The organism is Ruegeria sp. CG1 (genome assembly GCF_056537265.1).
On the sequence record NZ_JBQFRF010000003.1, the window covers coordinates 283,091 to 306,467 of the forward strand.

The 23,377-nt window shown below is 58.0% G+C and carries 26 protein-coding genes and 1 other RNA gene; 9 read left to right on the forward strand and 18 right to left on the reverse strand.

The annotated features are described in order from the left end of the window. Positions 1-93: 93 nt before the first annotated feature. From ACR0AU_RS10910 to ACR0AU_RS10950, 9 genes are all read right to left on the reverse strand, one after another. Entirely contained in the window at positions 94-1,197 is a 1,104-nt protein-coding gene (locus tag ACR0AU_RS10910) for a DUF4147 domain-containing protein (protein ID WP_170732971.1), read from the reverse strand. After that, complete coding sequence (gene dtd / locus ACR0AU_RS10915; protein ID WP_170594645.1) at positions 1,197-1,634, reverse strand: D-aminoacyl-tRNA deacylase; 438 nt, start codon at positions 1,632-1,634, stop codon at positions 1,197-1,199. The genes ACR0AU_RS10910 and dtd overlap by 1 nt, the downstream gene beginning before the upstream one ends. A gap of 22 nt (positions 1,635-1,656) precedes the next feature. Continuing rightward, positions 1,657-2,325 carry a nitroreductase gene (locus ACR0AU_RS10920; RefSeq protein ID WP_480795671.1) on the reverse strand — a complete coding sequence of 223 codons (669 nt, stop codon included), beginning with the start codon at positions 2,323-2,325 and terminating at the stop codon, positions 1,657-1,659. Positions 2,326-2,388: 63 nt separating this feature from the next. Continuing rightward, on the reverse strand, positions 2,389-3,480 hold the full coding sequence (locus tag ACR0AU_RS10925; protein ID WP_170732970.1) for a TFIIB-type zinc finger domain-containing protein: 1,092 nt from the start codon (positions 3,478-3,480) through the stop codon (positions 2,389-2,391). Between the two features lie 35 nt (positions 3,481-3,515). Continuing rightward, a complete protein-coding gene (locus tag ACR0AU_RS10930; RefSeq protein ID WP_170563990.1) occupies positions 3,516-4,664 on the reverse strand; it encodes an SPFH domain-containing protein in 1,149 nt (382 codons plus the stop codon). A gap of 22 nt (positions 4,665-4,686) precedes the next feature. Then, the gene (locus ACR0AU_RS10935; RefSeq protein WP_170512399.1) at positions 4,687-5,658 is read right to left on the reverse strand and encodes a DUF2927 domain-containing protein; all 972 of its coding nucleotides are present in this window, start codon (positions 5,656-5,658) and stop codon (positions 4,687-4,689) included. Beyond that, positions 5,658-6,848 (reverse strand): toxic anion resistance protein, encoded by a 1,191-nt coding sequence (locus tag ACR0AU_RS10940; protein WP_170420695.1) that lies wholly within the window; start codon positions 6,846-6,848, stop codon positions 5,658-5,660. Before ACR0AU_RS10940 ends, ACR0AU_RS10935 begins: the two co-directional genes overlap by 1 nt. Positions 6,849-6,877: 29 nt before the next feature. Beyond that, positions 6,878-7,792, reverse strand: a complete 915-nt coding sequence (locus ACR0AU_RS10945) for a 5-bromo-4-chloroindolyl phosphate hydrolysis family protein (protein ID WP_480591938.1) — start codon at positions 7,790-7,792, stop codon at positions 6,878-6,880. Between the two features lie 175 nt (positions 7,793-7,967). Continuing rightward, positions 7,968-8,846, reverse strand: coding sequence for a pseudouridine synthase (locus ACR0AU_RS10950; RefSeq protein ID WP_170401625.1), 879 nt, complete (start codon positions 8,844-8,846; stop codon positions 7,968-7,970). On the opposite strand from ACR0AU_RS10950, the gene ACR0AU_RS10955 reads away from it, so the two are divergent. Beyond that, entirely contained in the window at positions 8,845-9,297 is a 453-nt protein-coding gene (locus tag ACR0AU_RS10955) for a nucleoside deaminase (RefSeq protein WP_170420696.1), read from the forward strand. The genes ACR0AU_RS10950 and ACR0AU_RS10955 overlap by 2 nt on opposite strands. Here the strand turns inward: ACR0AU_RS10955 and ACR0AU_RS10960 are convergent. Both ACR0AU_RS10960 and ACR0AU_RS10965 read right to left on the reverse strand, forming a co-directional pair. Beyond that, positions 9,294-10,460 carry a M24 family metallopeptidase gene (locus ACR0AU_RS10960; protein WP_480795672.1) on the reverse strand — a complete coding sequence of 389 codons (1,167 nt, stop codon included), beginning with the start codon at positions 10,458-10,460 and terminating at the stop codon, positions 9,294-9,296. The two genes, ACR0AU_RS10955 and ACR0AU_RS10960, sit on opposite strands and share 4 nt — an antisense overlap. Further along, the gene (locus ACR0AU_RS10965; protein WP_170732967.1) at positions 10,460-11,152 is read right to left on the reverse strand and encodes a metal-dependent hydrolase; all 693 of its coding nucleotides are present in this window, start codon (positions 11,150-11,152) and stop codon (positions 10,460-10,462) included. The genes ACR0AU_RS10960 and ACR0AU_RS10965 overlap by 1 nt, the downstream gene beginning before the upstream one ends. Positions 11,153-11,209: 57 nt before the next feature. Between ACR0AU_RS10965 and ACR0AU_RS10970 the strand changes: the two genes are divergently transcribed. Further along, positions 11,210-11,893 carry a ceramidase domain-containing protein gene (locus tag ACR0AU_RS10970; protein WP_170401615.1) on the forward strand — a complete coding sequence of 228 codons (684 nt, stop codon included), beginning with the start codon at positions 11,210-11,212 and terminating at the stop codon, positions 11,891-11,893. 30 nt (positions 11,894-11,923) lie between these two features. Here the strand turns inward: ACR0AU_RS10970 and ACR0AU_RS10975 are convergent, their stop codons facing one another. Continuing rightward, positions 11,924-12,487 carry a DUF4202 domain-containing protein gene (locus ACR0AU_RS10975; protein ID WP_170732966.1) on the reverse strand — a complete coding sequence of 188 codons (564 nt, stop codon included), beginning with the start codon at positions 12,485-12,487 and terminating at the stop codon, positions 11,924-11,926. 154 nt (positions 12,488-12,641) lie between these two features. After that, entirely contained in the window at positions 12,642-12,800 is a 159-nt protein-coding gene (locus ACR0AU_RS10980) for a hypothetical protein (RefSeq protein WP_170401611.1), read from the reverse strand. Between the two features lie 217 nt (positions 12,801-13,017). On the opposite strand from ACR0AU_RS10980, the gene gatC reads away from it, so the two are divergent. The 5 genes from gatC to rnpB all read left to right on the forward strand — a co-directional run bounded on the left by gatC (position 13,018) and on the right by rnpB (position 16,715). Beyond that, on the forward strand, positions 13,018-13,305 hold the full coding sequence (gene gatC, locus ACR0AU_RS10985) for an Asp-tRNA(Asn)/Glu-tRNA(Gln) amidotransferase subunit GatC (RefSeq protein WP_170392224.1): 288 nt from the start codon (positions 13,018-13,020) through the stop codon (positions 13,303-13,305). 3 nt (positions 13,306-13,308) lie between these two features. After that, positions 13,309-14,796, forward strand: coding sequence for an Asp-tRNA(Asn)/Glu-tRNA(Gln) amidotransferase subunit GatA (gene gatA / locus ACR0AU_RS10990; protein ID WP_480752401.1), 1,488 nt, complete (start codon positions 13,309-13,311; stop codon positions 14,794-14,796). A 41-nt stretch (positions 14,797-14,837) separates the two neighbouring features. Next, complete coding sequence (locus tag ACR0AU_RS10995; protein ID WP_170512388.1) at positions 14,838-15,542, forward strand: excalibur calcium-binding domain-containing protein; 705 nt, start codon at positions 14,838-14,840, stop codon at positions 15,540-15,542. After that, positions 15,526-16,197, forward strand: a complete 672-nt coding sequence (locus tag ACR0AU_RS11000) for an N-acetylmuramoyl-L-alanine amidase (RefSeq protein ID WP_480795673.1) — start codon at positions 15,526-15,528, stop codon at positions 16,195-16,197. The genes ACR0AU_RS10995 and ACR0AU_RS11000 overlap by 17 nt, the downstream gene beginning before the upstream one ends. Positions 16,198-16,321: 124 nt before the next feature. Then, an RNA gene (gene rnpB, locus ACR0AU_RS11005) (RNase P RNA component class A) lies at positions 16,322-16,715 on the forward strand. A 6-nt stretch (positions 16,716-16,721) separates the two neighbouring features. Here the strand turns inward: rnpB and ACR0AU_RS11010 are convergent. After that, positions 16,722-17,054 (reverse strand): GYD domain-containing protein, encoded by a 333-nt coding sequence (locus tag ACR0AU_RS11010; protein ID WP_170732963.1) that lies wholly within the window; start codon positions 17,052-17,054, stop codon positions 16,722-16,724. Positions 17,055-17,434: 380 nt separating this feature from the next. Between ACR0AU_RS11010 and rpmG the strand changes: the two genes are divergently transcribed. After that, positions 17,435-17,602 carry a 50S ribosomal protein L33 gene (rpmG, locus tag ACR0AU_RS11015; RefSeq protein WP_010441901.1) on the forward strand — a complete coding sequence of 56 codons (168 nt, stop codon included), beginning with the start codon at positions 17,435-17,437 and terminating at the stop codon, positions 17,600-17,602. Positions 17,603-17,809: 207 nt separating this feature from the next. Continuing rightward, a complete protein-coding gene (locus tag ACR0AU_RS11020; RefSeq protein ID WP_170392214.1) occupies positions 17,810-18,316 on the forward strand; it encodes a membrane lipoprotein lipid attachment site-containing protein in 507 nt (168 codons plus the stop codon). Positions 18,317-18,610: 294 nt separating this feature from the next. On the opposite strand, the gene ACR0AU_RS11025 is transcribed toward ACR0AU_RS11020, so the two are convergent. From ACR0AU_RS11025 to ACR0AU_RS11040, 4 genes are read right to left on the reverse strand one after another with little or no spacing between them, the layout of a single operon-like run. Next, complete coding sequence (locus ACR0AU_RS11025) at positions 18,611-19,666, reverse strand: ABC transporter ATP-binding protein (RefSeq protein ID WP_170392212.1); 1,056 nt, start codon at positions 19,664-19,666, stop codon at positions 18,611-18,613. Next, entirely contained in the window at positions 19,666-20,913 is a 1,248-nt protein-coding gene (locus ACR0AU_RS11030; RefSeq protein ID WP_480795674.1) for an MGH1-like glycoside hydrolase domain-containing protein, read from the reverse strand. Before ACR0AU_RS11030 ends, ACR0AU_RS11025 begins: the two co-directional genes overlap by 1 nt. A gap of 5 nt (positions 20,914-20,918) precedes the next feature. Beyond that, positions 20,919-22,127, reverse strand: coding sequence for a carbohydrate ABC transporter permease (locus ACR0AU_RS11035; protein WP_170732961.1), 1,209 nt, complete (start codon positions 22,125-22,127; stop codon positions 20,919-20,921). After that, positions 22,127-23,359 (reverse strand): carbohydrate ABC transporter permease, encoded by a 1,233-nt coding sequence (locus ACR0AU_RS11040; protein ID WP_170732960.1) that lies wholly within the window; start codon positions 23,357-23,359, stop codon positions 22,127-22,129. Before ACR0AU_RS11040 ends, ACR0AU_RS11035 begins: the two co-directional genes overlap by 1 nt. Positions 23,360-23,377 lie beyond the last annotated feature (18 nt).

The window sequence follows — 23,377 nt, forward strand, 5'->3', positions numbered from 1 at the left end:
CATGAACTTTCGTTCCACAGATCAAACGCCATTCCGGCCTTTAAGTGATTCTATCTGGTGGGTTTTTCGGATGGGCGGGGTCAGGGTCTGGGATCAGTTTTTTATTGCAACAATCAGATCCATTACGTTTGTGCCTGTGGGTCCCGTGACCAACAGCGCCCCCGCCTTGTCGAGGAAACTGCCGCTATCTGCATTGTCCAGATACGCTTGCGCCTTATCAGACCAAGTGTCGCCGGTAACGATGGCGCCTGCTGCATCTGTTGGCCCGTCGGTGCCATCTGTTCCTCCGACGATGACGGTCAAATCAGATTGCCCTGCGATTTCGCGCGCGAGTGCTAGAGCAAGGGCCTGATTACGCCCACCGCGCCCTGGCGCATCAGGTAGGACCACGGTTGGTTCGCCGCCAAATACCATGGCGCCCTTGGGCATATTCCGCAGCCGATCTCCTAATTTAGCTGCAACCGAGAGATAGTCATCGTGCATCGCTTCTTCGTTGTCGAGGACCTTGATGCCTGAGTTCTCAGCCGCAAATGCTGCGGCGTCGCGCGCGTGTGCGTTTGATGCGATTATCGCGGTGTGGGCAGAAAACTCCGGTTCGTCGGGCAATGACCCGATACCGGAGCCAATAACACCCAGATCATCACCCGGGACGTCCGAGATCGCCAGAACGATCACGCTTTTCCCCGAGAATGCCGACAACAAACCGCCACCCTTGATCCGGGACAGCTTGCGCCGTTCCGTGTTCATTGCACCGATGTCGAGACCTTCACTCAGCAGTCTTTGGTTGAGGGCCTCAAGATCATCCAATGTCGTACCGGCCACGAGGTCCTCGGCAAGCGAAGAAGCCCCTCCCGAAACTAGCAGAAGCAGCTTGCTGTCGGGTTTCATCGCCTCAACCGTTTCGCGCAATGCCTGCCCACCCTTCAGACTGCGGGCATCGGGAACCGGGTGTGCAGCTTCAATCACCACAATATGCTTAGGCAGGTCGTGGCCATGGCCATCCTTGGTAACCACCAGAGTGGGCACTGGGCCAAACCGTTCGACGGCGGCACGGGCCATGGCCCCTGCGGCTTTTCCAACGGCCAATATCTGATCTGGGGCTTCGATCGCCTGAGTGGCCTCCAGCGTTGCGCGATATCCATCAACCGCCGCCACACCTGCGCGCCAAATGTCCTGTGCCTTTTGCGAACTCTGCATCAGCTTTCCATCCAAATTGTGACTGGTCCGTCATTGACCAACTCTACCGCCATGTCAGCTCCGAACGCACCTGTCTCAACCGGAATGCCCCGCGATGAAAGGTTGTGTACAAACGCCTCGTAGAGGTGTTCGCCCTCAGCCGCCGGGGCGGCCCCGGAAAACCCAGGCCTGTTTCCACGCGATGTGTCAGCTGCCAAGGTGAACTGGCTGACCACCAGGGCCGAGCCCTCAATGTCCAATATCGACCGGTTCATCTTTCCCGCGTCGTCCTTGAAGATACGGAGCTTTGCGATCTTTTCAGCCAATTGATCAGCTTGTTTCTCTCCATCCCCCTGCATCGCACAAACCAGAATCATCAATCCGGGGCCCGATCGCCCGATCACTGTTCCATCGACTTTGACCGAGGCACTGGAAATTCGTTGAAGTAAGGCGCGCATCTGCAGGTCCTGTATTCTATTGCTATTCGTGCCAATCGATCACTTCATCCAGCGCGGCACGTTCCGTTCTGAACGCGTTCGCCGGGTGATCCATATCCGCATATCCGAACGAAATCGCGCACAGAATCAAGCGATCTTCTGATATCCCGAAGTAACGGTGAAGAAATGCGCCATGGGCCGCTACCGCTGCCTGCGGGATACAAGCCAGACCCAGGGCCTGCGCCGCCAGTGAAAATGCGGTCACGAAGCCACCACAATCCATCGCGCCGTAAGGGCCCAGTTCAGCCGGGCTGGACAGTATGGCGCAATGTGGGGCGCCGAACAGAGCATAGTTTTCCATCATCTGTTGCGCCGAAGCCCTGCGATCACCTTTTTCGATACCAACCGCTTTGTAGAGGGCCCAGCCACAGGCGCGACGGCGCTCTTGATAAACACCGGAGTAGCCGGTTGGAAAGGGTACGTCCGGAGTAGGCGCAACGTGCGAAGCTTCGTGTTGCAACGCGTCCCGAAACTGGTCTGTCTCGGCCCCGCTGGTGATGACGACCTGCCAGGGTTGCGCGTTGCACCAGCTTGGAACACGCGCAGCACTGGCGACGATCTGTTCAATCTGTTCGCGCGGCACCAGGTCCGTGCGAAAGGCACGGCAAGAAAAACGATCGGCCAAGAGCGCGTTCAGAGCGTCAAGGTGCAATTCAACATCTCCTTTCAGGCATGCCGAGGAGTAGGTTCCATGAGCCTGCTCTGCTTATCAGCTTTATTGCTGTCCAGTTGCCACCAGATACCCGACGCCGGCCGCAACGAGAAGGCCCAGAACCACGGCGATCGTAATCTTGATTGCGGACCAGGGACGCTCACCCTGAACGCGGCCAGTCCGGCCATTGACCACAAAACGATAGGTCTGGCCGCGGTATTTGTATGCCGCCATCCAAACCGGCAAAAGGATGTGTTTGAATGTGACATCTCGCACTTCGGTGTCGACAGCGTGAATGCGCTGACGATCGCCTCCGATATCGAACCGCACGTCACGCTCGATCACCCGTGCCATATGTGCGCGGGCCTCTTGATAACCTTCTCGCAGTTCGACCGTGTAAGCTTCGGCGCGGAAACCGGCCAGATATTCTGGCTGGTATGGCTCAAGCGCAGGCAGGTCCCATGGCTCCAGCGCATCGGTATAGGATTTGGGCAGCGATTGAGACGCCAACACCAGAACATCGTCAAAGAACCGTGCGACCCGTCCGGATTTTGGAGTCCAGCGTACTTTAGGAACCTGTTGCTGCACGCGCTTTCCATCGCGCATCACAGTGCGAGTTTCGTAATACACCACACCGCGTTCCCCACGATAGCTCGACTTGGTATCAGCGTCGAAGGTCCAATACGGGACATAAATGCCCTGCATCTTGCGTCCCTTTCGGGCGTATTCCTTCAACCCGTTGGGTGCAAACCACAGTCGGCCCAGCCAATCCCCCATTGCCTTGTGGGCCGAGCGTTCATCCAGTGCAAAGGGCAACACACCGCGAGGTTTGATATGGCGGTTAACGCCTGTATCGGTCACTACCGGAGTGGCACAGAACGGGCACTCCGCAGCATGGGTGTTCGGATCAAACTCAACCTGAGCCGCGCAGTTCGGACAGGTCAGAACACGGGTTTCTTCAATCTCGCTGTCAGGCAAGCGATCCGCGATGGCGGCGTCGAAATCCAGCTCTCGCAGACTCGCACCACCCCATGGGCCAGCACCGATCGTTCTGGTGTTGCCACAATGATCGCAGGTCAGCGTTCCGTCACCGGGATTGAACCGATAATCCGCCCCGCATTGGTCACAGGGGAAACGGTGTTCGTCTTTCGCCATGACAGAACCTCGAAATCAGGTTACCAAATGTCAGATCACGCGCCCGGAGGCGGCGGAGGCAGGATCGTGAACAGCTGTGCCAGTTCCTGCACGTCGCCTGCCTTCTTCCAACCGTCCTGTCCGGCGGTCCAAACGTGGGTCTCGCGCGTTATCTCACCATCGGTCGCCATTCGGCCCATCTTGGCCTTGGAGAACGGCCCGCTGGTCTGGCCATCCACCGCGATATGCCACACGTGCTCGACGGGTGGCGGGGGTGGCGGTGCCGCAGGTGCTGAGGCTTGCGGGGCAGCGGGGGCGGAACCGCCCCAAGGGCCGCTCGGCTGACCCGCTGCCATGTTCGACATCTGCTGCGCCATCGCCATGCCCATTCCCATGCCAAGACCCGCTCCCATGCCGCCACCCTGGCCAGGGTTGTTGGCTGCCGCAGTCATCGCTTCGGCTGCGGAATACTGCGTGAACTTGCCCAGATCGCCCGCCAACCCCATCGATGTGCGTTTGTCCAGCGCGGCCTCGACCGCTGGTGGCAGCGAGATGTTCTCGATGTAGAACTCGGGCATGCTCAAACCATATCCGTCCAGCACCGGCGATACCTCGGCTGCGATCAACTTGCCCAGATCGGCGGTGTTCGCCGCCATATCGAGAACCGGGATCCCCGAGCCTGCGATGACGCGGCTGAATTCCTGCACGATGATGTTTCTGATCTGAAAGCTGATCTCGTCCATGGTGAATTCACCATCGGTGCCTACGATCTCTACTAGGAATTTCGCCGGGTCCTTGACCCGCACTGTATAGGTGCCGAAGGCCCGGATGCGTGTTGGTCCAAACTCGGGATCGCGCAGCATGATCGGGTTCTTGGTGCCCCATTTCAGGTCATTGAACCGGGTCGTGTTAACGAAGTAAATTTCAGACTTGAACGGAGACTGAAAGCCGTGATCCCAATGCTGCAGCGTCGTCATGATCGGCATGTTGTTTGTCTCAAGCATGTAGAGACCTGGGGTGAAGACATCCGCCAACTGCCCTTCATGCACAAAGACCGCCGCTTGACCTTCGCGCACGGTCAGCTTGGCGCCGTATTTGATCTCGTGTCCTTCACGCTCGAACCGCCAGACCATCGTGTCGCGCGTATCGTCGACCCAGTGGATGACGTCGATAAATTCGCCGGTCAGAAAATCAAAAATTCCCATTGGATTTCTCCTGTCTTCGGGGTCAGAGCGACTGCCCCATCAATTCGCGTGCAATGATACGGACCACCGGGCGCGCTTCTTCAGCGGTCATGCCAGCCTTAAGGCGCGGGTCATAAAGGATGGTCAGCAGCTTTTCGTCATGACTTGTCAGCAGGGCGAACTCGTCGTCATCGTTGAAGATTGATGGCCGGGCAGACGGGCTGTCATTCGGCAGCCCCAATCCCTGAGCGATCTCTTCGTGGACGCAACTCAGGCGCACCAGATCGGGATGTTCCGCCCGGATCAGGGCAACAGCCCGGGTATATGTCTGTGGCGCGCTGTTCGACGCCGAAGCGAATACAAAGCAATAGAAAGAGCGCGGCAGTTTGTCGAAGAGGTCAAGTTGCGCCTGCCCTATGCCCGGGATCAGTTGTCGCAGCCGGGCTTGCACATAAGCGGTATCATCTTCACCCGCCACGAAGACGTGGAAATTTGCATTCCGGGTGGTGGTTGAGACCGGGTGTCCAGTGAGCCGCGACAAGCGGTTGGCGTAGGCGTCAATTCGGGCGGTCTCTTGCTGGCGGACTTCAGGTGCAACCGATGGACCAAACTCGGGCTTTATGCGAACCGGCGACGACCAGCGACTAAGCTGTCGGCTGGTGCGGCTGCTGCCGCTGGCAACGGCTTGCCCCGGATATTCATTATAAAACGCTATGGTCTCAAAGTTCCGGGCCAGATCATCGGCATCATAGGGCGTATCAGGGCCACCGCCATCGGTTCTCAGCAACCCGCGCGTCAGCAAGTTGTTTTGTACGCTTTCATAGTATCGCGCGAGATCAAGGCTCGCTGGTGAGGGCGCTTGATATGCATTGCTCAGGCCTTGCGGCTGGGCAGGTTGAGGTTCAGGAGCGATCGTCGTCGTCAATGCCTCATCGCAGCCAGCAAATGCCAGCAGCGACAAGCCCAATACTGCAATCTTAGCGCGATGAAATGGCCGCACGCCCGCTGTTTCCATTATCCGGGAACAGCCGTTCCGGCATTGTCGCCGATCCCGTCCTGTCGCGCCTTGGCCGAGGCGAGCGTGTCGCGCAATTCGGCCTCCATCTTCTTCAGTTCTTCCTCGGCTGCGGCGCGTTTGGCCTTGCCTTCGTCTGCAATGGCGAGGCTTTCGTTGATGGTGCCGATCAGGTCTGCATTGGCTTGTTTGACGGCTTCGATATCGAAGACGCCACGCTCCATCTCTTCGCGGATCATTTTGTTGGATTCGCGCAAGTTGGCGGCGTTCGAGGTCAGCAATTCATTCGTCAGATCATTGGCATCACGTACGGCAGCGGCGGCCTCGGCACTGCGCTGTATGGTGACAGCTTGTGCCAGCTGGGTTTCCCAGAGCGGTACTGTGTTGACGAGGGTCGAGTTGATCTTGGTCACCAGCGACTTGTCATTTTCCTGCACCAGACGGATGGAGGGCAGCGATTGCATCGTCACCTGACGGGTAAGCTTCAGGTCGTGGACCCGGCGTTCCAGATCATCGCGCGCGGCACGCAAGTCGCGCAATTCCTGCGCTTTCATCACCTGTTGGTCTTCGGGCGCGGCCTGAACCTCGGTCTCTTTTTCAGGAATGTCATGGCTGTCCAGCTCGGTCAGCTTCTCCTCTCCCGCTGCGATGTACAGTGCGAGTTCGTCGTAGAACTCCAGCGTTTTTTCGTACAGCAGGTCCAAAGACTTGATATCTTTCAGCAGTGTATGCTCATGCCCCAGAAGATCATCAGTAATCCGGTCGATCTGGCTTTGAACGTCCTCATACTGCGCTGTGAATTTGGCGAAGGGCGCAGCACGGCCCAGCAGTTTTTCCCACCAACTGCGTTCGCGACGCACATCCAGTTCGCTGACTGAAAACCCCCGGATCGTTGTTACGATATTGCGAAGGCTGTCACCCGCCGGGCCCACATCCTTGTTGCGCACGTCGGCCAGCATGGCCTGACTGATCTCTTGCAATTCCGCCTGTGCGGATGATCCGAACGAGACGATCGAGTTTGTGTCGCCCATGTCGATCTCACCCATCCGCTTGCGGATCTCGGCACCAACTGGTTCGTCGGCCTCTTCCAACGGGACAATCTCGGCCTGCGGCTCGGGGAGGGCTACGGCGGTGACTTCCTGCACCAGCGTTTCAGCCTCGACTGCCTTGTTTTTAATCTCATCGGACATGGGGTAATCCTCGCTTACATAAAAGCCGGTCAGTCCAACCGGACGCCTTCGCGCTGCAGCCGGTCGCGCAGCACATCAATTTCAACCGTCAGATCACTGCGGTCATCCAATAGCATCTTTCGCGTCCGCGCCGCGAAATTCTGTTCAAGATCGTCCAGCAACGCCGAATAGTCCGCCAACGCCTGCGCATCACGCGTCCGTGCATAGACGTCCGAAAACTTCACCGTCGCATCGCGCGCGCCCTGCAAATAAACCGTCAGGTATTTTCGGGCACCAGCCAGATCGCGCGGGTCTTCCTCGACCGTGCGAAACAGATCGCGGGCTGTATCCTGAAAGCGTTCGACCCGCGCTTCGATCCGGCGGTCACCTGCGCGTTTTATTGCATCTGTCATTTGGGTCAGATGGGTTTCGGCGTCCTCGACCACGCGTGCGACACGGTCCTGCTGGAAGGTGTCGACACCCTCCATTCCTTTGTCCTTCATTGGGTCGAGGCCGAAGGAAACCGAATGTAGAACCGTTGCAGCGGCGCCAAACAGGATGGGGGCCAGCAGGCTTACCTGTGATGCTGTTTCGGCGTCCAGAAATTCGGTCCGGTATGAGGCTAGCGCCGCCCCCAAACCGGTCAGAACGCTGGAAAACACCTTGCGGGGAAACGCAGGTCTGCGTGCGGTGCGGCGGGCGTTGTAAGCGGATTCGGCCCTTAAACCTTCGCGCAGCAGAAACGCGGCAGCGGTCAGTAGCCCTGCCGCAACCAGGCCGATGGTCATTCCGATCGCGCCATCGTTCAGAGACAGAAACACCAGTGGTATCGCCGGGACAAACAGGATGTTCGCGCGTGCACCTGCCGGTTCGACACGGGCACCATCGAATTGGCCACGCGATGGCTGATCCTGCGAGGAAACATCGCCTTCTGGGCTGAATTTGCCGCCGTACCGTTTGGCCATTTCGCTACAGGCCCCCCAACAGACCGGTGCAGACGCCGAACAACAGCACCAACAGGGCCGCATAGGCCAATTTTTGTACTCCGGTCCCGGACATAGCGCCCCCCAACTGTGACCATCAGGGAAAATTTAGGCGATACGAGGGCTTGGCGCTAGGGGGAAGGTTGAATAACCCGCGTCACTTGCGAGGTTTCTTGCCGATTGCTGGTCTTTTGCGCTGCGGTCGAGCAGGGCGTTTGGCCGGGGGTATTCCGCTATCCTCAGCATCCAGCCCCAGTTGGTCGCGCATGACACGGCGGCGGATTTCTTCAACCTCGCCGGGTTTCAGGTTGCCCAGTTGGAATGGGCCGTAAGAAACCCGCAAAAGCCTGTTCACCACATAACCGATATCTTCGATAGCGCGGCGGATTTCGCGATTCTTGCCTTCGCGCAGGCCGATGGTCAGCCAAGCGTTCGCGCCCTGTTGACGGTCCAGTGTCACGGTCATGGGCTGAAACCGTTCACCATCGATTACCAGGCCTTTGCGCAGCGGTTCGAAATCCTCGTCTTTGGGGCGTCCATTTACCCGCACCCGGTATTTGCGCAGCCATCCAGTTGAGGGTAGTTCCAGCTTGCGCTTGATGCCGCCATCATTAGTCAGCAGTAGCAATCCTTCCGAGTTCAGATCGAGTCGCCCGACGCTCATGACCCGGGGCATATCCTCGGGCAGGTCGTCAAAAATCGTCTTGCGGCCTTTTTCGTCACGCGCCGTCGTCACTAGTCCCGGTGGCTTGTGATAGAGCCACAGGCGTGATGGCTCGGGCTCGGATACTGGTTTACCATCGACGGTAATCCTGTCCTTGGCGGTTACGTTCAGCGCAGGGCTGTTGATCGCCTTGCCATTCACGGTCACACGTCCGGCTTCGATCATGCGTTCAGCTTCGCGGCGCGAGGCGACACCGGCGCGGGCCAGCACTTTGGCGATCCGGTCGCCGGGAGGAGGGGTATTGGTCATCCTCCGGCCATAACCCATCCCGGCGGCTTGCGAAAGACGGGTTTCTGAGGCAGTCAGAGGCATGAAGTTCAGATCCCACATGAAACAGGCGCTGGAACAGGCACAGGCGGCAGCAGACCGAGGTGAAGTGCCGGTCGGCGCGGTGATCGTCGCGCCCGACGGGCAGGTGGTGGCCGCAGATGGGAACCGCACCCGCGAGTTGAATGACCCCACTGCCCATGCTGAGATTCTGGCTCTGCGCGCCGCATGTGCCGCGGCCGGGTCCGAGCGTTTACCCGATCATGACCTTTACGTAACCCTTGAGCCTTGTGCCATGTGCGCCGCAGCGCTGGCCGCAGCCCGCATCCGGCGCATCTACTACGGCGCTTCCGATCCGAAATCTGGCGGTGTCGCGCATGGCGCGCGCGTGTTTTCACACCCACAGGCCCACCATCGACCCGAGGTCTATGACGGCATTGCCGCCGAAGAGGCTGCCGCGCTGCTGAAACGCTTCTTCGCGGCGCAGCGCGGTTAAGTTTTTACGACCATTTCACGTGGGATATCAGCCAGGGGCTTGCCCCCATCTGACGTCACCACAAAGCTTTCGGTAATCGCCAGTCCCCAGTCTGGGGTCCAGAGGCCGGGCATTAGGTGAAAGGTCATATTCTCTTGCAATTCCGTCGTGTCACCGGGTCGCAGGCTCATGGTGCGCTCGCCCCAGTCGGGCGGATAGCTGAGCCCGATGGGATAGCCGGTGCGGTTGGCTTTGACATACCCCGCGCGGGCGAAACTGTCATAGACACAAGCCGCGACCTCTTCGCAGGTGATGCCAGGGCGTGCGGCGGTCATTGTGTCGTCGATAGCGGTTAGAACGGCGGCTTCGGCCCGGCGGATATCATCCGGGGGATCACCCAGAAACAGGCTGCGACTGGCGGGGCAGTGATAGCGTCGATAGCAGCCGGAGATTTCGAAATAGGTCGCCTCATCCCGCGCCAGAGGTCGGTCGTTCCAAGTAATGTGCGAGGCAGAAGCCTCACGACCGGAGGGTGCAATCGGCACGATAGCAGGGTAATCTCCGGCTAGGCCGGGCAGTCCGGCGATGCCTGCCGCCTGCACTTCGGCGACAAGTTGGTTTTTGGGCAATCCTTCGCGATATGCGTCACGCAGAACACCGTGCATATGTGCGGTCAGCTGACCCGCCTTGCGCATCATTGCGATCTCGGCATCGCTTTTTACGGCGCGCTTCCAATTCACAAGCCCTGTGGCATCAATCAATGCACCGAAGGCGCGTTCGAGGATGCGGTGACTGGCGGCTGAGTAATAATAGTTGTCCATCTCCACGCCGATACCAGAGGTCCAGCCGCGATCCCGCAACGCAAGGACGAGCGCGTCGACCGGATGGTGGTCCGGGTGTTGCACATGCTCTTCGGGCCAGTCCAGCAGGTCCATCTGGTCCAGCCAGGTGGTCTGCGCAGCCCCCGCCTTGTCCTGCGTTCTGCCCCACCAAAGGGGCGATCCGCTGGCGGGCAGGATGACCATCTGCGGTACGTAAAAGCTCCAACCGTCATAACCGGTGAGCCACGCCATGTTCGATGGGTCCGTGATCAACATGGTCTCGATACCCTGTTGATCCATCGCAGAACGGGTCTTGTGAATGCGGTCAGCGTATTCCTGCGCGCTGAAATCCGACGCGGGCATCAGAGAGAAATCGCCTGCATGACCTCGGGCTCGATTACATCGACACCGGGTAACCCGTCAGCCAATTCCTGAGCCGATCGCGCGAGAATCGGAAAGGTCTTGTAATGGCACGGGATCACTGTCTTGAAATTGAAATACCGCTTGGCAGCATAGGCAGTGCCCTTCATGTCCATGGTAAAGTGGCCGCCTGCCGAAAGGATGCCGATATCGGGTTTGTAATAATCACCCATCCACTCCATGTCGGCCATAATGTCGGTATCGCCAGAGAAATAGAGCATACGGTCCTCGGACGCGATCATATAGCCGACCTCGGTTCCACCCGTGCGAAGACCATCAGGCGTCGAGAAGGTCGAGCTGTGCGACGCAGGCACCATCGTTAATTTGACACCGTTTAGGTCAACAGTGCCACCCTTGTTGAATCCGACCGTTTCAATACCTTCAGCCTCGGCCCAGTAGCCCATCAGGTCGTATTGCCCGACCACGGGCACGTTTAGATGTTTGGCCAGCGGCAGCACATCGACGACATGATCGAAATGAGTATGAGTCAGCAGGATATGCGTCGCGCCCGCAACGGCTGCGTCATGCTGATCTTCGGGCAAAGACGGGTTGCCCGTCAGCCAGGGATCGATCAATAGAACTTGTCCTGCTGTTTCGATGCGAAAGCTGCCATGTCCCAGCCAAATGATATCCATAGAGAATCCTCCCATTTTCCGCTTGGAGTTAGCCTAGCATCGGCTATGTAAAAATCTATGGATTGGACGCAGTATGTTGATGGATATTGTGAGAGGCTCTCACCCGCGTATTGGGCCGAGCCGATAAACGCGATTACCAATGCGGCCTTTCTTATTGCTGCATTTGTGATGTGGCAAAGGGCGCGCGGGCGGGGCGCACCTTTGGCGATGGCTTTGGTTGTCATATTGGCGATGATCGGAATTGGCAGCTATCTGTTCCATACCCATGCGCAGGTTTGGGCGGCGATCTTGGATGTGACGCCAATTCTGCTGTACATCCTCGTTTACATCTACGCAGTGAATCGCGATGTCTGGCGGCTGAGCAACAGATACGCGCTGGGTTTGACCGCGCTGTTCTTTCCATACGTGGCGCTGACGATCCCGCTATTCCAGTTGGTGCCTGGGCTTGGTGGCTCGGCGGCATACGCCCCAGTTCCTCTATTGATTCTGATTTATGCGGTCCTGTTGCGCCGGAAAGCCCCGGACACTGCGCGTGGGCTGACAATAGGAGCAACTGTCCTGATCACCTCGATCACCTTTCGATCACTGGACACTCCAATTTGCGGGTATCTGCCAACGGGGACGCATTTTATGTGGCACATTCTGAATGCAGTTATGCTGGGCTGGATGATTGAGGTTTATCTGCGGGCGATCCGAAATCCACCTGCCGGAGCTGCGGTGGCTGCAGGATCAGGACATTGATCAGAACCACCGAAGCATCATCCTGATTGGTTAATCCCTGAACGCAGCAGCCAAAGCCTCGGGCAGATCAAATTCAGCCAATACGCGCGCGCGGCCTTCGGCTGACATCTTGAAAGCCGTTTTTTTAACAATGCGCTGGATTTTTTCGGCGGAGTGCTTGGCGGCAAAAGGTTCAAAGTACCATTTCAGAAAAACGAAACAGATCACGTCCTCAAGCGCCTGTACCTCGGCATTGCGCTTGATCCCCTGTTTGCGCAGCATTTGCCCGACGGCTTCTATATCGTCCGCACCATATTCAGCCTGTTCCATGAATCCTTGCACAACGTCAGCGTGATATACGCCTTGCGCCTTCCTCCAGGCCAGATACCCTGCACGTCCTTCGGGGTATTCAGTGCGCTTTAGCTTCCAGCGTTCGACATGCTGACCACGTGCGGCGATCTGTAAAGCATCCGACGCATCGGGAAATAGCCGATCCAGCTCGGTGCTCATGCGTTGGCCATAAAGCAGCTCGACCGGCTGGCCGTCCTCTATATTAGGGTCTTGCGCATTTGCTGCGTCAATTGCGTCCAGAACGGTTTGCTTGCGTGTGCTCATTCTCTGCTCCGTTAGCTCGCCTGAACTGCACCTGACGGGTGGTTCGGCGTTTGATCCAAGACCATGCTAACGAGTTGTTGGAATGGGTGCAGCAGTCAATTGTAAAAAGCGCCGGATCGGGAGGGGGCGTACCGATCCGGCGCGCAGGTCAGGGTTATTTGCCTGCCTGGGTGTGGTCCCTCGTCACGGGCTCCGAAACAGGCGCGGGGAAGCTAAGGTTTCGGGTCAGATTGTTCATATCGATACCCAAAGCCAGGGCGGGCGAGGTCAGAACCAGAGCGGACAATATGAAGGCGGGAAGAAGGGTTTTCATGAGGTGTCTCCGATTTCTCGTTGCGTCACGATATTGAGGTGAACTGTTCGGTTCATTTTTTCAATGGCAAAACTGAACTAATCGGTTTACTTATTTGCATATCAGCCATTCAAATATGCATGGCAGCTGGCGATATTGGGTTTGAATCCCCGTCTGCCGCTCTTGCGAGTGTTGCGGCAGGCAGGTAAACGCCCCCTAACGTAGATGAGGGTTTCCGATGTCGATTGACCAAAGCACCGCCGCCAAGGTGGCCAAACTGGCCCGGATCAAGGTCGAGGATGATGCGCTGCCTGCGCTGGCGTCCGAGTTCAACAATATCCTCGGGTTTATCGAGCAACTGAACGAAGTGGATGTCGAAGGCGTCGAGCCGATGGTCTCGGTCGAGCCGATGCGCCTGAAGCGTCGTCAGGACGTGGTCACCGATGGAAACCAGCAGGACAAGGTCCTATCCAACGCCCCCGATGCGCGCGAAGGGTTCTTTGCTGTTCCAAAAGTTGTGGAGTAAGTCATGAGCGAACTGAACAAACTGGGCCTGGCCGAGGCCCGCGACGCGCTGCGTGCCAAAGAAGTGACCTCGGTCGAACTGACCGAGGCCTGCCTCAAGGCCATTGACGAAGCCGACGCGCTGAACGCGTTTGTCCACAAGACGCCCGAGATCGCGTTGGAGCGCGCCAAGGCGGCGGATGAGCGGATCAAAGGCGGCGACGCGCCTTCGATGTGCGGCCTGCCGATCGGTATCAAGGACCTGTTTTGCACTAAGGGCGTGCCCTCGCAAGCGGCCTCGAAAATTCTCGAGGGGTTCAAGCCCGAATACGAATCCACCGTGTCGCAACAATTGGCGGATGCTGGTGCTGTGATGCTGGGCAAGCTGAACATGGACGAGTTCGCGATGGGTTCGTCTAATGAAACATCCGTTTACGGCAATGCGGTCAGCCCGTGGCGGCGCGGCAATGACGATGCACAGCTGACACCCGGCGGCTCGTCCGGTGGCTCAGCCTCGGCTGTCTCGGCTGACCTGTGTCTGGCCGCGACCGGTACCGATACCGGCGGTTCGATCCGCCAGCCTGCTGCTTTTGTCGGTATCACCGGCATCAAGCCAACCTATGGTCGTTGCTCGCGCTGGGGCATTGTGGCCTTCGCCTCTTCTCTGGATCAGGCCGGTCCGATGACCAAGAACGTCCGTGACGCAGCGATCATGCTGGAAACCATGTGCGGTCATGACCCCAAGGATTCCACCAGCGCCGAGCTGGCCGTGCCAAATTTCGAGGCGATGCTGACCGGCGATATCAAAGGCAAGAAAATCGGTATCCCGAAGGAATACCGCATGGACGGCATGCCTGCCGAGATTGAAAAGCTTTGGGCCGATGGCACCGCTATGCTGAAAGACGCGGGCGCCGAAATCGTCGATATCTCGCTGCCGCATACTAAATACGCGCTGCCTGCCTATTACGTGATTGCTCCTGCCGAGGCGTCGTCGAACCTCGCCCGCTATGACGGTGTCCGGTATGGCCGCCGAGCGCAGTTGGCTCAGGGCGATGGCATCACAGAGATGTACGAAAAAACCCGCGCCGAAGGCTTCGGCCATGAGGTCCAGCGCCGGGTGATGATCGGCACCTACGTGCTGTCTGCAGGCTTCTATGACGCCTACTACAACCGCGCCCGCAAGGTCCGTACCCTGATCAAGAAGGACTTCGAAGATGTCTTTGCTGCAGGCGTTGATGCGATCCTGACCCCGGCAACGCCGTCGGCCTCGTTCGGTCTGGGCGAGATGACCGAGGCTGATCCTGTTCAGATGTACCTGAACGATGTGTTCACCGTGACAGTGAACCTCGCTGGCCTGCCCGGTATTTCGGTGCCTGCTGGTCTGGACAAACAGGGCCTTCCGTTGGGTCTGCAGCTGATCGGCCGTCCGTGGGAGGAAGGCGATCTGCTCAACACCGCCTACGCGCTAGAGAGTGCGGCTGGGTTTGTGGCCAAGCCCGGAAAATGGTGGTAATCCTCAATCCTGACACGGCAATAAAGAACCGGAGCAGCCAAATGCGCAAATTGCTTCTGATCCCGGCCCTTGGGCTGATCGCGGCATGTGATACCGTTACCCCTGTTTCGGGTACCGGTTTCAATACGCCGGAATATCAGGCGCAGCGCGAGGCCGAACTGGCCGGGCAGGGTCTTGCCGGTAATCCGCTTGCACCACCCGAGGCGGTTTCCGAACAGCCGCTCTCGGCGCAGGGGGCTGTTGGTGCCGTACCAACAGGCGACGCCTCTGACATCGCCAACCAGACGGCCATTGCCTTGGCGAATACGTCGGGTCAAGAGACGCGCGTCGCGCCTCTGACTGCAACAAACAACCCAAGTATCTCTGATGAGCAGGATTTTGAGGCTGTCTCAAACCGTCGCAGTATCGATGCCGACGCTGCTCGTATCGAACAGAATCGGCAGTCTTACGAGGTCGTCGCCCCTACTGCCGTGCCCGAGCGCGGCTCTGACGGGCAACCCAATATCGTGCAATACGCCCTGAGCACTTCGAACCCCATCGGTACCCAGTTGTACAGCCGAGCCGGATTTAACCTGCAGGCCAAGGCACAGCGCAACTGCGCTCAGTTCGCATCTCCTGATCAGGCGCAGATTGAGTTTCTGTCGAATGGAGGCCCCCAGCGTGACCGCAAAGGGCTGGATCCGGACGGCGACGGTTACGCCTGCGGCTGGGACCCCAGCCCGTTCCGCAGTGCCGTCAACAACTAAGCTCTCCCCCATCTGGCACCCATCGCCCAATTTCGGCCCCCGCCGGGATGGGCTGTCACCCGAGCTGATCGTGCTGCACTACACTGCAATGGAGAGCGCTGCTGCCGCGCTTGAACGTCTCTGCGATCCGGGTCCCGAGGTCTCCGCCCACTACCTGATCGGTCGCGACGGTGCGCTCTGGCAGCTTGTCCGAGAGGAAGATCGCGCTTGGCACGCCGGGGCAGGGGAGTGGCAAGGGCAAGCCGACATAAACTCCCGCTCGATCGGGATCGAGCTGGACAATGGCGGAGATCACCCGTTTGCCGAACCCCAAATGCGTGTATTGGAACAGCTTTTGCCCGAACTCATGCAGCGTTGGACCATCGCGCCAGAGGGTGTGATCGGGCATTCCGACATGGCACCGGGCCGCAAGTCCGACCCCGGCCCTCGGTTCGACTGGCAAAGGCTGGAACACCAGCGCCTTGCCGCTCGGCGTGGTACTGCCCTCGAACCGAACGTCAACTTCCGCGAGCTGGCGCAGAACCGGGGCTACACAGCGACAAGCGAGGAGAAGACGCTCCTAAATTCCACACGCCTGCGCTATCGCCCGTGGGCCTCAGGCCCCTTGCACCCCGATGATCTCATAGCCCTCTGTCCGCTCCCAAAATCGACCTGATCCGCCCTTCATCTGGCCAAAAATATCTCGGGGATGAATTGGCCGTAGGCCAAGAAGGGGCTGGCCCCTTCACCACCCCAACCCCTCTTGACGCCATCACGCACAGAGCCTACCCAACCCACGCGCGGAGGGCCGGATGGCCGCTGGGGTCGTTAGGCCCGAGAGGAAAGTCCGGACTCCACAAGGCAACGGTGCCGGGTAACGCCCGGGCGGGGAAACCCGACGGAAAGCGCCACAGAAATCAGACCGCCACACACGTGTGGCAAGGGTGAAACGGTGGGGTAAGAGCCCACCGCGCCGCTGGCAACAGTGGCGGCACGGCAAGCCCCACCGGGAGCAATGCCGAATAGGGTCCCCGCGCGGGCCGGTCGGTGCAAACCGATACCGCCGCTAGGCACGCCTTGGCCGAGAGGGACCGGGTTGGCAGCTCGAGCCGCGCAGCAATGCACGGCCTAGAGGAATGGTCATCGAAGGGGGCAACCCTGGAACAGGATCCGGCTTACAGGCCCTCCGCGCATCTCCTGTTACCCGCCCGGAGGTGTGTAGGTGCCGCCAAGTGCTGCAGCTTTTTCGGCGACGGCAACAAATTCCTGCGCCGACCATGCGCGAACGGTCTCGATCCTCGAAACCGCACCCGTGCCCGCGACGGCCATGCCAATTGCCACAGCATCACTGCCTTCAGGCAGTTCGCTGATAACGACGACATCATTGCCTCCAGTGGTTATATAAAATGAGATCAGTCTGCCGCCTGCTTTCTCAAGCAAGACCTTGACGGGACCGGTGCGATCTTCCGGTTTTGCCAACATTCCTTTGACCCCATCTTGCGAATAAGACGCATAGGTAATGAAAACAGGCATATTTCTCTCCCTTGGTTGCAGTTTATTCGGAGCGCTAAAAGCGGCCGACTCCTTGGCCGTGTCGCGTGCAGGATTGCGCGCAAACCGGAAAAGACCCGGCCAAATAGACAGCCGGGCGTTGCTATAGTTGTGAGCGGTGTTGTCTGCCGGAATTTACATCCAGCCCGGTATTACCTAAGTCCGCAAAACGGGCTTCGAAGGTTCCGGCGACACTATCACAGAATCGTGAGCGTTCCAAATCGACTGCTCTTGAAGCCGTGTCAGGAATTGTTCCCCCAACGCGGCGAATCCGGTTGACTTGGGCGCATGAGCGGTTAAAAGCGCACGCTCATAAGGATTCAACCGAAAGGCCCCTGCCTTTTCGGACGCAGGAGATAACCATGGCGAAGCCGACGACAATCAAGATCCGTCTGAACTCGACCGCGGGCACGGGCCACTTCTACGTGACCAAGAAGAACGCGCGCACCATGACCGAGAAAATGACCATTCGTAAATACGATCCGGTCGCTCGGAAGCATGTCGAGTACAAAGAAGGCAAGATCAAGTAATCTGCCCTCTGACATACTTTTTGAAGAAGGACTCTGCCATGCAGGGTCCTTTTTTGTATTGTTTTGGGGTATCTCTTGGTCGGCCTAAACCAAGCGGGGGCGTTGCAGGGGCGCATCAGAGGTTTGGGTGTTCTGAATCTCAGCGGCTTGCTTTTTCTAATCCCCTGCCGCTACGCTTCAGCAACCCTTTCCAAAATGTTGACCGCCATGAAAAAAATCTTGTTGCCCGCTCTTGCTGTTCTGACATTGTCAGCCTGCGAAGACCCCTTTAACCGCGAAGGTGTTGGTTTCACCGGGATTGATGGTGAACCGCGCACAGTGTCGGATGTAAAAGGCGCCGTAGCCTTTTTGCCGCCAGAAACCAACATCCCGGCGGAACTGGCCAAGCTACCAACGGTCCAGGTTACATCGGACAAAGCCGAGCTTGAAAAGATCGCGGGTGTCGCTATCGATAATGGCGGTCGCTCAGATGCGAATTCAGTTCAACTCACTGGCAGTGATACCAATCTGTACCTGAGCAATGTCAGTGTAAACGGTCAGTTGTTCGGCGTCCTGCGTACGGAAAACAACTCCACCAAAGTTGATACATCGGTGGGCTCGGCCTTTGGCGCTCAAACGGAACGCTTTACCGGATGTTTGCCCGCGGGTGATGTATACCGCAAAGGTTCGTCCGAGCGCAGTTCGGGTTTTGCAGTGCCACTGAACTGCCGTTAATTTAGCTTACACAATCTAAGTAAAAGCCCCCGCCATTGGCGGGGGCTTTCTAGTTTCAGTGTTTCTGCAAGTCTTACGAGGCGCTGAGCAAGGGCCCAAACCCAGCAGCGGTCATTCAATCCATGTGACACACCGGACGATGATCACGCGAGTTCAGAGGCCCCCGCCATCCGTTGGCATCCAAGCAAGCGCTATGCGTGTTCTCTATTTCGCCTCACCGCCAAAGAATAGTCAGTGGTGAAACTCAGCCCCGATCAGCAGAACTGTTTAACCTCAACTGATAGGAAGCAACGTTCATTGTTCTACCAATGCCTGCCCATTCTCGTCAAAGAAATGAAGTTTGTCGGTGGGAAAATGCAGGCCGATCTTTGCCCCAGGCTTTAGAGCGGTGTCCCCATTCAGGCGCACGGTAACCTTCTCTTCGGCGCCGCAATCCACGATCAGGAAGGTATCTGCCCCCAGATACTCAATCACCTCGATGATGCCATCACATTGCCCATCGCCCGATGATACAACATCGATGTGTTCGGGGCGAATGCCGAGTTTGCTTGCTACACCCGAGCGCGCGAAGTCGCCGCCTCTGCCATGTTCCAAAGTGTAGCCATCGTTCTGAGTCGTGCACGGCAATATGTTCATTTTGGGGCTGCCAATGAACTGTGCGACAAACAGGTTGGCAGGGCGTTCGTAAAGCTCGCGGGGTGTGCCGACTTGCGCGATCTTGCCGTACTCAAGCACGACGATGCGGTCGGCCAATGTCATCGCTTCAACCTGATCGTGCGTCACGTAGATCATAGTGCGCTTTAGGTTCTGATGAAGTTTCGCGATTTCGTAACGCATTTCGACACGAAGCGCTGCGTCAAGATTCGAAAGCGGTTCATCGAACAGAAACGCCGTCGGGTCGCGCACGATAGAACGACCAATGGCAACGCGCTGCCGCTGTCCACCGGACAGGTCCTTGGGGCGACGTTCCAGAAAAGGTCCCAGCTTGAGAACCTCGGCGGCTTTATTGACCTGCTCTGCTATCTCGGCCTTCGGAACACCCGCGACCTTAAGTGAGAACCCCATATTTTCGGCGACCGTCAGGTGGGGATAAAGCGCATAGGACTGGAACACCATCGTCAGACCCCGCTTGGAGGGTGGGTGATCCGTGACATCATTGCCGTTGATTAGTAGCGATCCGCGCGAGATATCTTCAAGCCCACCGATCATGCGAAGCAGGGTGGATTTTCCACAGCCCGACGGACCGACGAAGACGATGAATTCACCTTCATCAATCATTAGGTCAACGCCTTTGATGACCTGGGCCGAGCCAAACCACTTTTCGACGGATTTTAGTTCGATGCTGCCCATTAGTTCCTCCCTGCCCAATGCAGCCAAACCGCGGCTGTCCAGGTGAATGAATTCCCTCCGGCAGGGCTGCCGGTCAGAGGATCGTAGTATTCAGCGAAGCCGTTTGTTGCGATCAGCTGCGACGTTTTCTGGCGCAGTGCCTCGGCTTCTTCGAGGTGCCCCATATCCGCCAATCCAAACCCGATCAGCATATTCATGAACCCCCAAGTGGGACCCCTCCAGTACCTGCGTTGGTCGAAGTTGGGCATCGCGGGGTCATAGCTGGGAACTGGAAAGGGTACTTTTGCAAGCGTCGCCCGCAGGCGCTCCAGCATGTGCTGTGAGTCAAGTCCCCCAAACCAGCAAAGATACGACGCGTTAGAGATGCTTCCGGCCCAATCACCAGTCAGCGCATCACGCGAGTCGAACGAGCTCAGCGTTTCGTTCCACAAAGATCGCGCGCCCGCTTCGAGCCTTTGAATGTCGCTACTTAGTCCATCCGCAGCAATTCCAAGCCTTTCGCTGATCTCCTGCAGATCGCGTGCGGCGCGCAGAGCGATAAATGTCATCGTCGGATCTGCGACTCGGAAGGGATTCAGGCTCAGCAACTTCTGTTGATCCCAGTCGGCCTGGCAGCCGATCTGAACCAATTTGATATAGCGGTCATAGTCGTATTTGGTCGGTCGGTCTGCACTGTTGACGTGGCTTGTGTCACGACGCTGGTAGTCTCCGACACCTGTGGGATCTACGCCCTCCATTGCTTTGTCCCAGTCCGGTGCATTGTCGCGACCAGCTTCCCACGGATGCGTGGTGCAGACCGCGCCGTGTTCGTCGAGTCGCCATCTCATGATCCAGCGATGCCACGCCAGCAGAGATGGGAAAAGCGCGCGAACGCGGTCCGCGCCTGCATCGCCATCTTTTTCCCAGATCTTCCGCGCCACAGTTGCAGCCACCGGGGGCTGAATGATGCCAGAGGACGGGATCGGCCCGTGGCCACCCCAGACATCCGGGCCGGGGTAGTATCCGTCATCCTGTTTGTGGAACAGGATATGCGGCACCATTCCATCGTCCCACTGGCCCGAGAACAGTGTTTCAAGTTCCACCCAGGCTCGATCAATGTCGAACTCGGCAAAGCCAAGCGCCGCAATCGCGCTGTCCCAATTCCATTGATAGGGGTAAAGCCCTTCGGTCGGGATGGTGTAGCCGCCGCGATCATTGGTAACCAGAATGTTGCGCGCCTCGCGGTCGGGGTTTGTATGTTGGTTCATCTCAGTCATCCTTTGACGGACCCCGCAGTCAGGCCCTTAGTCATGAAACGTTCAAGTCCCAGGAACAGCGCCATGATCGGAACGGTGGCGATCACCGCACCCGCCATCAGGTGTTGTCGGGGAATCTCCGAGGAGTTCAGCATCGTGACGCCTCGGGTCAGGGTAAATTTCGAAGGGTCGTCCAGCAGCATGAAGGCCAGCAGGAACTCGTTCCAAGCGATCATAAAGACGTAGAGCGAGACCGACGCCAGCGCAGGCAGGCTAAGCGGCAGCGTAATCTTCCAAATCACTGCCAGCCGCGACAGCCCATCCATGAGACCGGCCTCTTCCACCTCAGTCGGCAAGCCACGGAAATATCCTTGCAGCATGTACAGCGCGACTGGGATCGTCGTGACCGGGTAGATCATGACGATGCCAAGGATCGAGTTGCGCAAGCCGGTCAGCGAGAACGCGATATAGATCGGCAGCGCCAGGACGATCATCGGCACCATGTAGATCAGCAGGATCGAGCGTGAGAACGCCTTTTGCCCCGAGAAACGGAACCGCGCCACCGCATAGGCTCCGGGGACGCTGAACAGCAGGGTGATAAAGACCGTCAGGACCGAGACGTAGAGCGAGGTCCAAAGATAGGTGCCGAAGTTGAAATCGCGAAACAGTTCGGTATAGCTGCGAAACAGCGCGGTGCCTTGTGATAGATCTACCGAGAAATCCAGCGGGTTCTGCAACAGGGCCTGTTGCGACTTCAGGCTGGTCATCACCATCACATAGAACGGGATGATCACGATCGCCGTGAAGAAGATATAGCCAAAGCCCGTGCAGAACCGGATCACGGCCTCTTCGTACTCGTGGCGGGTGAGCTCGCCGAACGGTGTCTCTTTCAGGATTGCGGCAACGGATAGGTGCATCACGACTGCCATCGCTACCACGGTGACCAGTATTGCCTGCAGGGATGTGTCAGAGCCGATCAGGACAGGCCCGACTCCGGTCTGGCAAGACAGGCCTAACAAGGCGGAAACACCCAGTCGGGCCGGTGCGCGTTGCGCCGGGAAGCGGACATACACCAGACCGGCAACAGCCCCCCATATCAAGCAGAGCAAGACCTGTGGCCGGAACGCAGCCCCGGTCGAGAATGACATGGTGATGGCGACTGTTGTGGCGATCACCACCAGCCAGAGCGCGCCTAGAATCGGGGCGGTTATATACCCTTTGCGCATCACAAACCCTCCTCACGGCTGATGAAGCGGAAGAAGACGAAGCTGAAGGCAATCAGGCACATCAGGATCACAACGGCCACCGCTGCGCCTGCGCCGATGTTCGAAACCGCAAAGGCCTGTTCATAGACATTTACAGTCAGAGTACGGGTGCCGGCATTGCCGCCGGTCAGCAGGAAGATGTCGTCGAACTTGTTGAACGTCCAAATGAAACGCAGCAGGAACAGTACCGACAGGATGCCCAGCAGTTGCGGGATGCTCAGCAGCCAGAACTTCTGGAATGGTGAGGCTCCATCCATATCCGCTGCTTCATACATGCTAGAGTCGATGGATTGCATCCTCGCCAGAATGAACAGGAAGGACAGCGGGAAATAGCGCCAGATCTCGAACACTGTGACCATGATCAGCGCCAAAGGGCGTTCCCCGAAGAAGTTGATCGGTTCACTGCTTAGTCCCATCTGCACCAACAATGCGTTGGCAGAACCTGAGAACGGGTCGAACAAGGTGACCCATGTGAAGGCCACAGCGATGACTGGCGCCACATAGGGGAACAGATAGAGGCCGCGTATGAACCCTTGCCCTTTGAAGCTTTTGTTCAGCAACAAGGCTGCAAACAGGCCCATCACCAAAGCTCCAATGGTGCCGACCACGGTGTAGAACAACGTGACCCACAGCACGCCCCAGAACTCGTCTCCATCAAAGACACGGGCGTAGTTTTCCAGACTGAATTCAAGGTTGGTCAGGACGCTGGGTCCGCTACCGGTCACGCCGGGCTCTGATCCTTCGAGCAGCTCTTCGAAAGCGTCCGGATCTCCGTCCAATGTGACCGGAATACGGATGCGTTCGCGTTGACCGCCTTCCAGTGTGCCGAAATCGCAGAACAGGTTTTGCCCGTCCAGAACACAGGGACTTGCAACTTCGCGCGCCGTCACGCCGTCCGGTAGAACATCTGTCAGGGTGACGCCGACAACGGCGATGTCCTGACTTGAGTTGCGGACGCGGTATTCAATCCGCTGATCCTCGCCAGATCCGCGCAAGCTTTCACGCACCACAGGTGCAGGCGGACGAAGGTCAGACAGGGTGAAGGGCTTGAAACTGATCCAAAAGATCGCCAGCAAGGGCAGGATCACCACAAGCGATACACTGATCACTGTCGGAGCCAGCAGCGTCCAGGCCAGACGCGCCTCGCGTTTGGCTAGCGCCCCGGTTCCGGTCGGTGGGGTGGCCGAAGACATGGGATACCTCGAAGGGTT

Excerpts from the sequence above, each read along its gene's own strand:
- gatA (WP_480752401.1), top strand. The coding sequence starts at position 13,309 with ATGAGCGAACTGAACAAACTGGGCCTGGCCGAGGCCCGCGACGCGCTG.
- dtd (WP_170594645.1), bottom strand. The coding sequence starts at position 1,634 with ATGCGCGCCTTACTTCAACGAATTTCCAGTGCCTCGGTCAAAGTCGAT.
- ACR0AU_RS10965 (WP_170732967.1), bottom strand. The coding sequence starts at position 11,152 with ATGGATATCATTTGGCTGGGACATGGCAGCTTTCGCATCGAAACAGCA.
- ACR0AU_RS11010 (WP_170732963.1), bottom strand. The coding sequence starts at position 17,054 with ATGCCTGTTTTCATTACCTATGCGTCTTATTCGCAAGATGGGGTCAAA.
- ACR0AU_RS10940 (WP_170420695.1), bottom strand. The coding sequence starts at position 6,848 with ATGTCCGATGAGATTAAAAACAAGGCAGTCGAGGCTGAAACGCTGGTG.
- ACR0AU_RS10960 (WP_480795672.1), bottom strand. The coding sequence starts at position 10,460 with ATGCCCGCGTCGGATTTCAGCGCGCAGGAATACGCTGACCGCATTCAC.
- ACR0AU_RS10910 (WP_170732971.1), bottom strand. The coding sequence starts at position 1,197 with ATGCAGAGTTCGCAAAAGGCACAGGACATTTGGCGCGCAGGTGTGGCG.
- ACR0AU_RS11025 (WP_170392212.1), bottom strand. The coding sequence starts at position 19,666 with ATGGGCAGCATCGAACTAAAATCCGTCGAAAAGTGGTTTGGCTCGGCC.
- gatC (WP_170392224.1), top strand. The coding sequence starts at position 13,018 with ATGTCGATTGACCAAAGCACCGCCGCCAAGGTGGCCAAACTGGCCCGG.
- ACR0AU_RS11035 (WP_170732961.1), bottom strand. The coding sequence starts at position 22,127 with ATGCGCAAAGGGTATATAACCGCCCCGATTCTAGGCGCGCTCTGGCTG.
- ACR0AU_RS10935 (WP_170512399.1), bottom strand. The coding sequence starts at position 5,658 with ATGGAAACAGCGGGCGTGCGGCCATTTCATCGCGCTAAGATTGCAGTA.
- ACR0AU_RS10955 (WP_170420696.1), top strand. The coding sequence starts at position 8,845 with ATGAAGTTCAGATCCCACATGAAACAGGCGCTGGAACAGGCACAGGCG.
- ACR0AU_RS11020 (WP_170392214.1), top strand. The coding sequence starts at position 17,810 with ATGAAAAAAATCTTGTTGCCCGCTCTTGCTGTTCTGACATTGTCAGCC.
- ACR0AU_RS10945 (WP_480591938.1), bottom strand. The coding sequence starts at position 7,792 with ATGGCCAAACGGTACGGCGGCAAATTCAGCCCAGAAGGCGATGTTTCC.
- rpmG (WP_010441901.1), top strand. The coding sequence starts at position 17,435 with ATGGCGAAGCCGACGACAATCAAGATCCGTCTGAACTCGACCGCGGGC.
- ACR0AU_RS10995 (WP_170512388.1), top strand. The coding sequence starts at position 14,838 with ATGCGCAAATTGCTTCTGATCCCGGCCCTTGGGCTGATCGCGGCATGT.
- ACR0AU_RS10925 (WP_170732970.1), bottom strand. The coding sequence starts at position 3,480 with ATGGCGAAAGACGAACACCGTTTCCCCTGTGACCAATGCGGGGCGGAT.
- ACR0AU_RS11040 (WP_170732960.1), bottom strand. The coding sequence starts at position 23,359 with ATGTCTTCGGCCACCCCACCGACCGGAACCGGGGCGCTAGCCAAACGC.
- ACR0AU_RS10970 (WP_170401615.1), top strand. The coding sequence starts at position 11,210 with ATGGATTGGACGCAGTATGTTGATGGATATTGTGAGAGGCTCTCACCC.
- ACR0AU_RS10950 (WP_170401625.1), bottom strand. The coding sequence starts at position 8,846 with ATGCCTCTGACTGCCTCAGAAACCCGTCTTTCGCAAGCCGCCGGGATG.
- ACR0AU_RS10975 (WP_170732966.1), bottom strand. The coding sequence starts at position 12,487 with ATGAGCACACGCAAGCAAACCGTTCTGGACGCAATTGACGCAGCAAAT.
- ACR0AU_RS10980 (WP_170401611.1), bottom strand. The coding sequence starts at position 12,800 with ATGAAAACCCTTCTTCCCGCCTTCATATTGTCCGCTCTGGTTCTGACC.
- ACR0AU_RS10930 (WP_170563990.1), bottom strand. The coding sequence starts at position 4,664 with ATGGGAATTTTTGATTTTCTGACCGGCGAATTTATCGACGTCATCCAC.
- ACR0AU_RS11030 (WP_480795674.1), bottom strand. The coding sequence starts at position 20,913 with ATGAACCAACATACAAACCCCGACCGCGAGGCGCGCAACATTCTGGTT.